14 protein-coding genes and 1 pseudogene are annotated in these 13,394 nt (G+C 57.5%); 4 read left to right on the forward strand and 11 right to left on the reverse strand.

The features are described from left to right. Positions 1–191: NAD-dependent epimerase/dehydratase family protein (locus J7I86_RS05615; protein ID WP_214817029.1), on the reverse strand; the 191-nt coding region annotated here is incomplete at its 3' end. 563 nt (positions 192–754) lie between these two features. Between J7I86_RS05615 and J7I86_RS05620 the strand changes: the two genes are divergently transcribed. Next, on the forward strand, positions 755–1,243 hold the full coding sequence (locus J7I86_RS05620) for a DUF2306 domain-containing protein (RefSeq protein ID WP_214817032.1): 489 nt from the start codon (positions 755–757) through the stop codon (positions 1,241–1,243). 76 nt (positions 1,244–1,319) lie between these two features. Here J7I86_RS05620 and J7I86_RS05625 read toward each other — a convergent pair whose 3' ends face one another. The 3 genes from J7I86_RS05625 to J7I86_RS05635 all read right to left on the reverse strand — a co-directional run bounded on the left by J7I86_RS05625 (position 1,320) and on the right by J7I86_RS05635 (position 4,349). Further along, positions 1,320–1,919, reverse strand: a complete 600-nt coding sequence (locus tag J7I86_RS05625; RefSeq protein WP_214817034.1) for an NUDIX hydrolase — start codon at positions 1,917–1,919, stop codon at positions 1,320–1,322. Between the two features lie 181 nt (positions 1,920–2,100). Next, on the reverse strand, positions 2,101–3,306 hold the full coding sequence (locus J7I86_RS05630) for a hypothetical protein (protein WP_214817037.1): 1,206 nt from the start codon (positions 3,304–3,306) through the stop codon (positions 2,101–2,103). 194 nt (positions 3,307–3,500) lie between these two features. After that, positions 3,501–4,349 (reverse strand): hypothetical protein, encoded by an 849-nt coding sequence (locus J7I86_RS05635; protein ID WP_214817040.1) that lies wholly within the window; start codon positions 4,347–4,349, stop codon positions 3,501–3,503. 441 nt (positions 4,350–4,790) lie between these two features. Between J7I86_RS05635 and J7I86_RS05640 the strand changes: the two genes are divergently transcribed. Continuing rightward, complete coding sequence (locus J7I86_RS05640; RefSeq protein ID WP_214817043.1) at positions 4,791–5,372, forward strand: hypothetical protein; 582 nt, start codon at positions 4,791–4,793, stop codon at positions 5,370–5,372. Between the two features lie 33 nt (positions 5,373–5,405). On the opposite strand, the gene J7I86_RS05645 is transcribed toward J7I86_RS05640, so the two are convergent. The 3 genes and pseudogenes from J7I86_RS05645 to J7I86_RS05655 form a co-directional block, all read right to left on the reverse strand. Next, positions 5,406–5,765 (reverse strand): hypothetical protein, encoded by a 360-nt coding sequence (locus J7I86_RS05645; RefSeq protein ID WP_214817047.1) that lies wholly within the window; start codon positions 5,763–5,765, stop codon positions 5,406–5,408. 472 nt (positions 5,766–6,237) lie between these two features. After that, positions 6,238–6,615, reverse strand: a pseudogene (locus tag J7I86_RS05650) (DUF4262 domain-containing protein); the annotation flags it as partial. Between the two features lie 166 nt (positions 6,616–6,781). Then, positions 6,782–7,072 carry a hypothetical protein gene (locus J7I86_RS05655; protein ID WP_214817049.1) on the reverse strand — a complete coding sequence of 97 codons (291 nt, stop codon included), beginning with the start codon at positions 7,070–7,072 and terminating at the stop codon, positions 6,782–6,784. 189 nt (positions 7,073–7,261) lie between these two features. On the opposite strand from J7I86_RS05655, the gene J7I86_RS05660 reads away from it, so the two are divergent. After that, the gene (locus J7I86_RS05660; RefSeq protein WP_214817052.1) at positions 7,262–7,813 is read left to right on the forward strand and encodes a hypothetical protein; all 552 of its coding nucleotides are present in this window, start codon (positions 7,262–7,264) and stop codon (positions 7,811–7,813) included. A 92-nt stretch (positions 7,814–7,905) separates the two neighbouring features. Here J7I86_RS05660 and J7I86_RS05665 read toward each other — a convergent pair whose 3' ends face one another. Then, positions 7,906–8,370 carry an Imm26 family immunity protein gene (locus J7I86_RS05665; RefSeq protein WP_214817055.1) on the reverse strand — a complete coding sequence of 155 codons (465 nt, stop codon included), beginning with the start codon at positions 8,368–8,370 and terminating at the stop codon, positions 7,906–7,908. Between the two features lie 439 nt (positions 8,371–8,809). Here J7I86_RS05665 and J7I86_RS05670 point away from each other — a divergent pair, with 439 nt between their 5' ends. Then, positions 8,810–9,100, forward strand: a complete 291-nt coding sequence (locus tag J7I86_RS05670; protein WP_214817058.1) for a hypothetical protein — start codon at positions 8,810–8,812, stop codon at positions 9,098–9,100. A gap of 90 nt (positions 9,101–9,190) precedes the next feature. Here the strand turns inward: J7I86_RS05670 and J7I86_RS05675 are convergent, their stop codons facing one another. From J7I86_RS05675 to J7I86_RS05685, 3 genes are all read right to left on the reverse strand, one after another. Beyond that, positions 9,191–9,607: a hypothetical protein gene (locus tag J7I86_RS05675; protein WP_214817061.1), complete on the reverse strand. Its 417-nt coding sequence runs from the start codon at positions 9,605–9,607 to the stop codon at positions 9,191–9,193. 1,832 nt (positions 9,608–11,439) lie between these two features. Continuing rightward, positions 11,440–12,039: an NUDIX hydrolase gene (locus J7I86_RS05680; RefSeq protein WP_214817064.1), complete on the reverse strand. Its 600-nt coding sequence runs from the start codon at positions 12,037–12,039 to the stop codon at positions 11,440–11,442. 376 nt (positions 12,040–12,415) lie between these two features. Beyond that, complete coding sequence (locus J7I86_RS05685) at positions 12,416–12,922, reverse strand: hypothetical protein (protein WP_214817067.1); 507 nt, start codon at positions 12,920–12,922, stop codon at positions 12,416–12,418. Positions 12,923–13,394: the final 472 nt, after the last annotated feature.

Below are 13,394 nucleotides of genomic sequence, written 5' to 3' on the forward strand. Positions count from 1 at the left end.
AGCTCCACCAAAGAGCCCAGGTCGGTGAGGTCCGCCGTCACCACGACATCACTCGGACCAATCGGCACTACCGGACGAACATCAGTGGACACCAACTCAACCTGCAACTCGACCAGCGCCGCCCGCAGAGCGGATCCGATCGTCCCAGCAGCACCTGTGATAACCCAGCGACTCCCCGCAACATCAACCATCCTCCAACCGTACTGCGCCCTCATCCTCACCCCGACCAAACGTCCCGCCAACTGCCCAAGCACTGGCAACGTCCCGTCCCACTTCCTTGGAAGTGGGACGCTGTTTCCTTCAGGTTCTATTGGTTGCCGATGCCACCGTTCCCTGCTAGGTTTCCCCTAATCGTTGGGGGAACAATGACTAACCGGGGCCGTCTCGTTCTAGGCGCTCTAATTCTCTGTGTCGGAACACTATCTATTCCTGCTTGCGCGCAACCAGGTGAACCAGCTTGTGAAGCGCCTACTCCGGCCCCTTCCGCATACTCTCAGTCAGCCGTCGACGTGCCCGCACTGTCGACTGCTTCGCCGAGCCCTTCACCTTCTGACACGTGCAACGACCACACACTAATAACTAGATAGAAACTGATATTGGAAACCCGGAACTCATTATTCCGGCATGCCCGTAAGCCGATCCTCCAACGGACGCATGGACCCGCTGTTAGTGGGCCTGCCCCGAAATTCCGCAGCAACGGCACTGGCCGTAAAGAAGCGGCCGGGGAATCCCTGGGTCCGCTACGCTCCGGTGTATGCCTTCCTCTTGGACCGTCCTGATCTCTGTGCACGCAATAGCCGCCAGCTATGCACTCATCTTCGGAGCCGTTAACCTTTTGCGGCGGACCAAAGGCGGCAGCCTTCATAAGGTTGTAGGCCGAATCTGGGTTGCTTCCATGTACATCGTGGTGCTGACCTCTTTCGGAATCCGAACCATAGATGGCGGGTTCAACTGGCTCCATGCACTCTCAGTTCTGACGTTTTGCACGCTGACGGCAGGACTATGGACTGTCCGAAAAGGGAACATCCGCGCCCACCGAAGCTTCATGACCGGTAGCTACTTCGGTCTGATCGGCGCCTTTGTGGGTGTGCTGGCAGTGCCCTCGCGTCGAATCCCCCAGCTCGCCATCCATGAGCTTCCCTTGCTGGGGCTACTAATTCTTGTTCTGCTGGGCACAGCAGCCCTGACGATTCTGGGCCTCACCCAGCTACGCCAAGAGCGAAGACCTCTCAGCGTCCGGTGAGGGATCCCTTACCGGGGACTCCGCGGGCGGTGATTCGGTCGAGCCGCGACACGCAAAAGCACTGCTACCGCAGGTGCTACGGGGCGACTAGAAGTTTGCGGACGTGGTCACGGAGATCTGCGAGAACTTGGTTGTCGGGATTGCTTCGCGCGAGGGCTGCCATGCCGCGGCAGGCAAGTCCAGCGTCGGTAAGTTCTCCGCTGACAAGAAAATCCATTAGTTCTGAAACAGGCAGAAGGCGCACATAGCCTGATTCAAATTCATCCCAGGTGGCTTCAAATTCTTCTGATGCGTTGGCCACGATGACAAGGTGTTTACGTCTCGACGAGTTCGCAGCCCACCACTCTGAGCCGGCGTAGAAGGCTGATTCTGAGTGATAGCCGGTTTCTTCTCGTAGCTCTCGAAGAGCGGCATCGACGGGCTGCTCGTTGCTATTGAGGTATCCTCCGGGGAGTTCGAGTAGTGCCTTCTCGGGTCCAACGCGGAACTGTTCGAAAAGGACGACATGACTTGCTGAAGGTGTGAACGCGAGGGTTGCTGCAGAATCACGGCCGGCAATCACGTCCCAGTCCGTCACGGTTCCATTTGGCTCTTCGTAGGTAACACGGTCGATCGTCACGAAACCCTTGTATGTGGTCGTCGTTCGGACCTTTTTCCACTTATCGGCAGCAGACACTGTGCTCCTTCTCTGGGTGGCTGGTGGTCCTCAGGTCAGCTAGAGTCTAGACACTCCGTGCTGACCTCGATCCAGGCTGCCCGTTAATGGATTCCCCACCGTACGCCGCGCGTCTAAGTTGCCTCGACGGTCTAGTTTGCTGGACCGGTGCGGCCTGTGTCTGCATGGCAGTTGGGCCTACTCATGGCGCCCTCAGTGGCGACGGTAGGGTGGCAGCTACCGGCTGCTGGGGAAGGCAGAAGTCATAGGGCGCGGTAAGGTCTTCGGGCAACCAACTGGAGGTCGGCTCTGGGAGTAAGGCCATGATTTCATCGCGGTTGAGGGGTTTATCTCCGTAGCTGTGAAACAGCGCCCCGTGCGCCTCCTCGACGTTGCCCGTCAGGTGAGGCCTGACGAGTCCCGAGTAGAGCGGACCGAAATGGCTCCACCAGACGGGGTGCGCAGGAAGGCCACGCCACATGCCTTGAGTCCATTGGTTCGAAGCCTCCTCCGTCTGCTTTACCTTTTCGGTCGTCACGTGGCTTCGCGTGATTTCGGCGCTTGCAAAGAAGGCCCCTAAGCGTTCTGCAAGTGCCAGGAAGAACGGTCTCAGCCTGGACACTGTGCCTGCATCCTCACTTCCATAGGATGACAGACTCAGAGAGATGGCTCCGACGTTCATCGGTGCCGAATCCACGTCATCGACCAGCTTTGAGAATCCGAGGTTCTGTACAAAGGCCGAGCCAGTAGCCCGCAGCCATGGCATCTTATTGGACTGCAGCGCCTCCAGAAATGAGGCGTCGTCGTCCGGGCGCTCCAAGGGCCTGCGCCCCAGGCTCCGTTGGTAATTCCCGGGCAGGGCCTGGGGAAGGTGCTCCCTACACACATCAAGGTACTTCTGTCCCAGCATGACTGGGTCCTCATCCTGAATGAAGTACCACTGCGCGGTGACAGATTTGATGAACTCCCCGGGGGACAGATGTTTGTAGTACTCCTCGTAAGCCGTGAGCGGGGGCGTCTTTGGCTCCGGCCACGTCCCGTCGGTCTGTGCATCTATGGCGACCCCGCTGACAGCCCTGGCCAGTTTCTTCGCGAAAGCCCAAGCATGGGGGATTTCCGTTGCAGGACCGCCGCCCTCGACGCTGATGTCGTACCGGTACTTGATGCCGGGGATGACAACGCTTGCTTGGCGTTCGTCAATGTCGTCCCCGCTGTCAGGATAAGGACCCTCGACAGTGAAGCTGTAATTTCGTTGAGTGCCACGATGGACCAGAAAGCCCCAAGCTTGTGCATCGGAGGGCCCGCTTTCAGCAGGGTCGAAGCTCAGCCCGCGAATGTTGTTGATGCGGGTTGCGAGGTCTTCCTGACTGAGCGCTTCTGAACCGTAAACAAAGAAATCGTAGGACACCGGCTCAGCCTAGCGTGCTGCACGTTGGAGGTCTGGCTGTCCCACATCCTTGGAAGTGGGACCTCATTGACAGGCACACTCCTCCATCGCGCATTTGATTGTCAGCCAAGGCTTCTCTGCTACCGTTCGATGCCGCGCGGGAGCCCGTAAGGGGATCCCTTACCGGGCATCTTGATGGAGCACTTGTACTGAATTCAGGGGCTATCCGTTGCGGACATCGCCGCTTCGATGACGGCCTGGAATTCAGGGCTGACGTGGATGGATAGGTTGCCGTCCTCAGCGAGCTGTGTCAATTGCTCGTAGCCTGTCCCGTTCCACCAATAGACATGAGGACTCACCGGACCAGGGGCATCGCCGTATCCCAAGGCCGTAAACCGGACCATGCCATCGAGCGCTGCAATTACGCTTTCGCCTTCGATGAAGTGCCACACCAGCTGATGGCGGTTTGGAACGCTCATCAGCCAACCAAGGTCCTTGCTTGGGTATTGTCCCGTGAGTTCGGCAGCAAGCCCGGGCAGCAGAATGGCCTTCCCCGCCGTGTACACGGAATCGCCTAGCAACGCTGTGAACGAGCCGTCACCCTGCGTTGGAACAGTATGGATCTGCTCGTCGTTGAGGGCACGAAGGTTCGCAATGCCCTGTGCGCGGAGGGTCTCCCAGCCGCCGAACGTGGTCGCATGATCCCGATTGAATACAGCCACTGTATCCGGAAGGTCGAGTGCCAGCATTTCGACAACACCTGGAGCGAACTGGCTGTGAGGATAGTGGTCGAGGTTTGGAATGCTTGCTTCGTCATAAAGACGCGCATACGTCCGGCGGGACACCTCATCCGGTGTGAACTCGTCAAAAGGGTCCGCCGCCTCGAAGCTCGCCAAAACCCGCTGAAGATGTAGGCGGATGATGTCGCGCCACTGAGACTCCGGTCCGTTGTGACACGACGCGGCAACATTCCAGAATCCATAGCCGCGTCCAGCAGCATCAGTGGCGTGGTCCGAGTGAATCTGCACCTCGTAACCCAGCTCGGCGAAGACTTCGCGCGCCATCGTCCGAAACTCTTGAGCTTCAGAGACTGTGAAGAAGGTCAGATCCTCATCGGCCACTTCTTGCCGGGAGGGTTTCTTTTTGAAGAGGCCCACAAAGTCTCGCTTTCGTCGTGGCAGATGGTGAGGTCATTCGTTGAGCTGGGACTCGTCCCCGGATTCTGGGAAGACTACTACAACAGAGAACCCGTTCTTCATTGGAATTCCAGCATTTCGCCGGTTGCCGAATGGAGCCACGCCGCAAAATTGGGAAAGGCTCTCCCTTTTGGGAGCCCCATCCCGGGCTGGCGAAGTCGTGCACTGGCCACCACCCCAGTCTCCAGGTCCCAGCAAGCTAGGTTGTCGCTGTCCTCATTGCGAGCGAACGGAACCAAGTGCCGTCAGGGTGACGATCTTTCAGGCCCTTTAGAGGATCCTTGAGCGGTCACTGGTTACTCTCACTGTATGGATACTCCGTATCAACCGAACGGGACGGGCCTCGATGCCTTGGACGAACTCAACCAGGTCGACTGGAACCGACTGGAACACGCCTACGGAAAAGGCGTCGTCCCCCTGGCTGCCGCCAACGTATCACTCGGCATCGCAGGCGACGTGGCGGGATCATTAGCTGCGCTCCGAGATGACCCTTTCTTCGCAATCGGTGACGGGCTCTATTCGAACATCTGCCATCAGGGCACGGTATATGAAGCAACGGCCCATGCGGTGCCCTTTATTGCTGCCGTTGCGGCCGGCAATGTTCCAGACGGGATCCGCGTACCGCTGCTGGCGCTCCTGGGTGACATCTCCATCGGAGGGAGCAACATAGCCCGCGACGCGTCGCACGCCGGCTCCTACGGAGACCAAGTTGACGTCCTCGTCACGGAATCGCTCGCCACTTCGATGACACGCCTGTCCACGGTCCGAACGCCTAGGCTTGTGGCGCTCATCCAAGCAATCCAGTCTCTTCTCGCTCATTCAACCGACGCGCGCCGCGACGCAGTCGAGTCCGCCATCGGCTCTGCACTTACGCCGCTCGCCAACTCCTAGAACCGGCGTCCGTTAGCCGATCGTTTACCGTGGCTACGAGACAATCTGTTCGTACTCCGCTTTCATCTTTGGTCCAAGGAGAAGAACAACGCCAGCTCCTGGCTCCGACGGCAAGGGGAGGTGTTCGATGAACGAGACCGCGATGACGTTATCAACGTCGTCCATTGCATCTCCGACGCCCGCGAAGTGAACCTCCAGCCACGACAAAAGTTGCAGAACCCGAAGCGGGTTAGAGTCCTGCTCCGCGAGTACCCACCGGCAAATATCGGCCATCAGCAAGTGCGGCAGAAGCTCCCCGTCGTTGTCCGCCAGATGCTCCTCATAGCTGGGTCGGAGATGCGGATGTTCTGTAATTAGCTTGAGCATGAGGTGCCGCGAATCTCGCTTGCTCATACTCGTTCATCACATCCCATCGGCTCACGGACAGAAGGAAACTTAAACCGTGCAAGGAACCGTATGATCCAGCTATGACGGCTACTGACCTTTCGTTCCTTGCCTGGGATCTTCAACGCGGAGCACGATGCGACCCAAACGGCGAAGTTAGTTGGCCGGCATTCCAGGCCTCGGCTGTGATCGAAGCACTAGCCAGGTCAGGCCGATTGATTCTTGGTCTGGATATTAGGGACTACCAAGCCGACGGCGTTATCGAGGTACCGTGGTGGTCGTATACGGGGTCGGATGTGCAAGAAGCCTGTGCCAGTGCGCTTGCAGTCCTAAGACGTGGAGGCCTTCCCGGCGACTGGGTCCTGATTACTTGGTGAGACGGATGCTTGAGCCGAAAGTACGTCCTGAACGTCCCAACCCCGTAGTGCGATAGAGGATCCTTTACCGGGCAGTGTCGCGATCAAGGGAGAACCTAGAAATTTTACTTGAAGTCGGGTACCGGACCCAAGAGAGGTTGCGCATCCGCTGGGTTGCGGTACGACGGCTCCCAGGGCAATCGTCCGGTGGAGTCACTCCAAATTGCTTGTAAGGCCTTTACTTCGCCGTACACTTCTGCCACCGCTGTCAGCCCTGCGATGTTTTCCACCGAGATGAAAGCGATGGGAGCTGGAGGTTCGGTGAGGTCGGTGGTGATACTTCCCGGGGCGAAGCGTTTACCTGCTTTTACGTCTTCACCCATGAGGTTCAGGAAGGCTTGAGCCACCTCGAACGGCAGGCCCTCCATGACAATCTCTGGATGCCCAAGTGCTGTTAGGCCAACGGTGTAGGAAAAGGCAGCCTCATCACCGGCGCCGACATGACGTACCGCCCGTGCTCTTGAATCAACGACAGCAGTTGATTGAAGACGGGTTCATTGCTGTCCTTAAGTTTCACGGACTCAATCTAACAACCAAGTGAACGCTCTGCCGCCAGTTGGCAGCGGTGTCCATTGTCTGCACGCCCGGATGGGGATGGATCAGCGTGCGCTAACCGTAGGTTTGTTGAGCCCAGGAAGGCCAAGATCCGGCGTCCGCGTCCAGATCGATACCTTGCAGGCGGATAAGACAAACGTCGCCCGGGGATCGCGTAGTTGCCCAGAGGCTGTACGATCGGCCTTTGGCTTGGGTGGGTATCCATTTGAGTACCTCGTGAAGGTCTGCTCCTGAAAGCTCCCACTCTTCTTTTGCTCCGCCATCGTCAGCCCAGAAGTACACCCTGTAGGTCGGATCATCGACCTGCGTGGTCTGATCCCGCGGATCAATGAGTTCTGTTCGCATCTACCGACCGTACTCCGAGACGCAGCACCTGGTGCCCCGCAAGCCGATCCTTTAACGGACGTCGTTTGCTGAGCTTCTGAACGTCAGAACCATGAAGCGGAACGTGAGGCGCGGGAGCTTTGTGGCCGGCGGGTAGACTTCCTGATGGCAACGCGGGGGTGCCCGCCACATGCGAGAGGGCACGCCACAATGGGCAAAGAGCAGCAGTCACAGACCGGTCATTCCGATTCAACGGTGCAAGACGACACTCAGACATTGCCAGCTGATGGGACGGCCGCCTATGTCCCTGACGGTGCGACAAGGTTCAGGCGCTATTGTCTAGGATTTTTTTACCTCATGTCGGGATCGGCCGTTGCCTGGATTACGATCATGAACACGGTAGCGGTGAATGGGCAATTTCTGGATTATCAGGCTGCTGGCACACCCGTACCGGCTGGTTGGCTTGCCCCAGTCGTTGCTGTGATCGTGGACTTCGCCGTGGTGTCCCTCGCCAGCCTCTTTGTGGGAATCTGGAATCTACTTTCTTTGAAAACCATGATCCCGTCCCCACTGATCGCAGGGATTTTCTGCTCTGCAGCGTCCGTTGTGATGTTGATGCTGTTTTTTGACGACTCATCCAAGTTTGCTTGGGCCTTCATACACGCCTTTGTCATTTTTATGACGATCAGAATGCTACGGCAGGAAGGCTGGCGCTCCCTCAGAGCCGTCCGACGCCACAAATACCCCGAAGATGCCCGGTAGAGCATCCTTCACCGGACGCGTCCCAGAGGTCGGCAGCGGCGCGGTGTGAAGTGAGGATCGTGCCGTTCGAGGATAAAAGAGGTGGCTGGTTCTTACTCGCCCAGGAGCTTGGTGAGCTTGTTTTCGACAGAGCCAGCGCCCATGAGCCTGTCGGGTATGCCCCCTACTATTTCTGTAGGGGGAACTTGGACTTCCTCCAGCAGAAGATTCGGGTCGGCATCATCGTAGCGAAGCCGAAACGAGCGACCCATAATGGGCTCAGTACGAACGAACTCCGGCATGGGCCACAGTTCTTGGCTCCAGTCTGGTATTGGTCCAATGATCGGCCACTTGCCTTGCTTCAAATGCAGGTCGCCAAAACGGCCAACGAGGACTGCATCCTGTCCGCTCAGTTGCTCCACCTGGCTGACTTCAGGTGGCTGCGTCCTTATTGGGCCGAAGAAATATCCAAACAAGACTCCTTGCGGGTTGGCTCGCGCTATTAAACCAAGACCGTAGCCACCACCGTTCAGGGGGACGGCAAAAAGAACTCCAGGCCCGTAATTCAGCTTCCCCACACTAACCTCCCGGCCGGCTTAGGGAGTCCACGGCCGCTTGCCTGTATCTCGGTCCCTGCATTTTATGCTTCACGAGTAGTCCTCGGGCATAAGGGCTAAGGGGATCCGAAGTGTATCTAGTTCGAAATGTGGTTCTCCTTTGAATAGCAAGGAGAAGACAACTTCATTTCCCTCGACGCTATAACCGTGTGTGAGGACCGTGATTTGCGAGCCGTTACGTAGATCAACAGTCCACAGCTCGGGTTCCATCGCAAGCTCCAGAGCATTGCGAACGACTCGCACGCTAGAAGATAAGTCTTCGAACTTCACTCCAATCCCAGATGCTCCCTCAGAGATCCTTCTGAGGTCGTTGTCCTCGACGAACTTATCTGGATACGCGGCACCCATCGTCGTCAAGAAAGCATGGGTCGAGGCCATCCCGGCAATACGCAGGTCATTGATGAATCCCGACAACACCGTCTTTGCCATAGAGGAGCTTGAGAAAGCCCTGCATGAACTCGAATTTGTTCAGTTCCAGCAACGGCACAGCGACGTACTGGACGGACTCGTAGGCCGTGCGCTGACCACGACAGATTCCAAGGAGTTGGCGTACTCCGCCCGTATGTTGGCCCGAACCAACCGTACAGAAATTATCCCCGCGCTAGAGCGCGGACGTCGCTCAGGCACGTCCCTTGAGCGACGTGACATGACAAAGGCCTTGAAGCAACTGCGGACCGAGCAGGCCAACTAAGCCCAAAGGGTCGACCGACGAAGCCGTCATGCAGCACTGACCGGAAGACTGTTCTTGGTGTCCGGTAAGGGATCCTTCACCGGACGCGTGCTAGAGGTCAGCAGCGGCGCCGTGCGAAGTGAGGATCGTGCCGTCCGAGATCAGTGCCACGCGGATGGATGCAGCGTGGAGGTCGATTTTGCCGACGTCGCCTTCAACGGTGTAGTGGTCTCCCTCGATGATGAGTGAGTCGATATTGCCGTAGTCAACTGAGCCGCCAGGGTCACGCGAAGGCCGGCAGCTGAGCTGACCCGTCCAGGTCAAATCCGTTACACCATCGAACACCAGCACCCCCTTGCGGTAGCCGTATTGCTCTCCGGGGCGTGCCGGGGCATAAGAGGGGTGTTCCTCGGTCAGTACGAACTCCGCGGTGATGACAAGCTGCCCTCGGCTTGCATTGATGTCCAATATCCAGCTGTCTTCCAGGTAGAAGCCCCTAAGAACTTCATGCTCAAAGTACTTTCCCAACGTCGACCTCCCCACCTGCCATGTCCGATGAACCGCGCGGTCCGGTCAACTGTAGCGCTGGGTGCAAAGCAGAGCACACGTAAAGCGATCCCTTAGCGGACACTTGCTGGTTCCTGAAATGGTTGGGTACTGTCCGGCGTGTAGGCTGAGATTTTTGACTTGGGGACCTGTGATTCGAACGTCTTAGACCCGTCTTTGTTTCTTGGACTGAGGTCGGTCTACTGCTCCTGGGGTTTGTCTTGCTGACCGTGAGCATTGTCAAGACACTGCGCAGGCGGTCTGAGGGAACGCCGCGATCACACTTACAGATAGGACGTTTCCGATGCCTCGTCAGCGTGTAGGTTGTTTTGGGGTTCTCACTCTTGGGATCATCTTGATCGCGTGGATCGGTTCCATTGCCTGGACCGCGATAGATGAAAGTGCGGTTCCTTCCGACTCGGCTTTCCGGGCTATCCCTTTGCCCAGCGAAGCGGGAGAGATCTCCACGGAGTGCGGATCGGGAGGCTGTTCGCGAATAATGTCTGTAGACATCAGGCCCCCTCACACACCGCCGGCCCTGGCAGAAGAGATGGGGCTGACAAAAGAACGGTGCGAGCCCATGAATTTGTGGACTTTGCGAAAGACCTGCACCGGGGTCTCTAGTAACGTCGGGGGACTTAAGATCTACGTGAACTACTCCTACTCCCACATATTTTCCTAGAACTAACGGAGGAACGCTGCTGACGAGCCACTTTCCACTGCACGCGGGTCTGGCTCGGCACTCTAGGCCCGTAAACCGGTGCCTCATCGGGCGTTTCTGCGTCCGGTGGAGGACCGGCTTACGGACTCTTTGAAAACGGCCGGGTCGCAGCAGTTTGGGCGATACTTGACTCTGACACCGGGTCACAAATCACGGTCCTCACATCATTCCCTAGTACAGATGGAACACGTTTTCCAGACTCCACATAATAAAAAATGCAATCGCAAATGGGGGCAGAAGATAGAGCACGAACATACTGCCGCCACCTCTGCCAGGAGGCCTGTACCGCTTTGTCATTTCATTCCTTCTCATCCGCGCAAGTTTTTGCGAACGCCCTATCCCGATGTGGGGAACTTTACCCGACCGCTTCAGGCCTCAGGACTGGCGAATTGAGCCATTTCCAAAGTTCACCAGGCCGTAGCAGAGGGCGGCCAACGGTCCGGAGATTCCGTCCTGAACCACTTGAGTCACCTGGGGATGCGGTCAGTCGGGACGCGAGGCCATAACGTCTCAAGATAGAGTCGGGCTGCCGGCGCGCGAATCGAATTCTCAGAGCTAGTCAAGATCCGACAGAGCCACCAAACCGAGAAAGGTAGATCATCAAGACTATCCGGGCGATCAAACGGCTATTCACCGAGCTGCCTCAACCAGCCAGGACCTTCCAGAGGTGCTTCATCGGTTTTTTCCTGGGAACTTTCCTTCTCCTGGTGATAACCCGGGTGAACTGGTTTGCCCTCGGCATGAGTGTGTCTGGCGTCTTCGTTTTCCTCTTTGGGCTCCACGTCTTCCGGGACCTCAATGGAACCGCCAGCACATGGTCGAAGATCTATAAAGAGAGCCACGGTATCAGGCCAGAAGGCTTTACGTTCGCCGACGTACCCACGATAAAGGGCATGGGATTCATGTAGATGCTCATGGGCGTGGGTCTCACGGCCATGAGCATAGCGCTGTCCGTATCCCCACTTTGAACACTTCACGCCAGCCGAGGATGAGCGGTCATGACGCAATGTTCGGTTGAGGATCCCTTACCGGGGACTCCGCGGGCGGTGATTCGGTCGAGCCGCGACACGCAAAAGCACTGCTACCGCAGGTGCTACGGGGCGACTAGAAGTTTGCGGACGTGGTCACGGAGATCTGCGAGAACTTGGTTGTCGGGATTGCTGCGCGCGAGGGCTGCCATGCCGCGGCAGGCAAGTCCAGCGTCGGTAAGTTCTCCGCTGACAAGAAAATCCATTAGTTCTGAAACGGGCAGAAGGCGCACATAGCCTGATTCAAATTCATCCCAGGTGGCTTCAAATTCTTCTGATGCGTTGGCCACGATGACAAGGTGTTTACGTCTCGACGAGTTCGCAGCCCACCACTCTGTGCCGGCGTAGAAGGCTGATTCTGAGTGATAGCCGGTTTCTTCTCGTAGCTCTCGAAGAGCGGCATCGACGGGCTGCTCGTTGCTATTGAGGTATCCTCCGGGGAGTTCGAGTAGTGCCTTCTCGGGTCCAACGCGGAACTGTTCGAAAAGGACGACATGACTTGCTGAAGGTGTGAACGCGAGGGTTGCTGCAGAATCACGGCCGGCAATCACGTCCCAGTCCGTCACGGTTCCATTTGGCTCTTCGTAGGTAACACGGTCGATCGTCACGAAACCCTTGTATGTGGTCGTAGTTCGGACCTTTTTCCACTTATCGGCAGCAGACACTGTGCTCCTTCTCTGGGTGGCTGGCGGTCCTCAGGTAACGGTCAGCTAGAGTCTAGACACTCCGTGCTGACCTCGATCCAGACTGCCCGTTAATGGATCCCCATACGAACACGTCGCCTAGTGCAAATTTTTCTGAAAGTCAGTGTTGGTATGTCGGCTAACTTTCTCCGCGTTGCGCCAACCCAATCGGGTCACAGAAACCCGTGGGATACGGTTTTAGCCCGTATCCCACGGGCGTCTCACGTACGGCTGTATTACGCTGGTTTCGGCAGTGATTCCCCAGTGGGAGCCACAGATACAAAATGCCGATACCGAGTGAACGGCAAAGATCGCGCCTCGTTAGGCTGGAAAGCACAGACTCTCAACCAGTCGAGACTCAGGCTAATCTGGCAGCCCAATACTTGCCCTGCTCCGAGACTGCGGATAGAACCCGAGGGGGCGAAACCGACTCTGGCCAAAGCTGGACTAGGTAATGCTCCACAACAGTCGCAGTGACAAGGTCAGGAGCCCTATCGCGACCCGCAGCTGACACCCGGATTCTGTAATCTCCGGATTCGTCGTCTTCGATTGCTCCCAAAGCAGTCAATTCCTCCATTGGGCCACCAGCCGCTGCTCGCCCTGCGGGAAGAGAGGCTGAGACTTCATGAACATCTTCCCACTCTTCCAAAGCAGGTTCAGGAGGGGCGTCCAGGACATTCACGGTCATGCTGATCGGCCCAGAGCTGATACCGGTGTGGAACAACGTGGTCCGGAACGGTTGCTGAGTCCCCCCGGCCCTACTGGCCTGTAACGCCACCACCGGGTCCGCGGCCGGGACGGGTTCCACCACGAGTTCCACTGCCTGTTCGGCTGCGCGTGGAGCGTAAACGCCTGAGATGATCATCGAAGCCTTATGAGATGTGCACGTTGAAAGCGTCTCCGTTGATGACACGCTTGGGAACGAAGAGCGCGCTATTCAGCACACTTCCTGCAGCAGAGTTGGTGTTCGCATCTATCATGCAGACAGAGTAGCCGGTGGGCCCGGTAGACGGTGTTCCCTGCAAAGCTACTTGGCACCAGGGCAGGGTTCTGGCCGTTCCTCCACCGGTGTAGGCTCCCTCGATCGTGGAAGCAAACGGGTACTCATCGCATGAGTACCCTGCCGGCCGGGGAAGGCTTGTCGGGCACGCTTTGGCACGGTTTGCATCCCTGAGGGCGGTGTCGGTCAGTCGGTGCAGGGGAAGCCCGCCGAGAGCGCCCGGGAGTCCCGAGAGCTGGGCCGCTTTGACGTGGGCACCAAATCCGCCCCACGTTGCGCCGTCGTAGTTGATGTACGGCGTGATGCCAGGAACGACGCAGCCTGTGCTGGAGATTCC

The organism is Arthrobacter sp. ISL-95, from assembly GCF_018613695.1.
GTDB lineage: Bacteria > Actinomycetota > Actinomycetes > Actinomycetales > Micrococcaceae > Arthrobacter.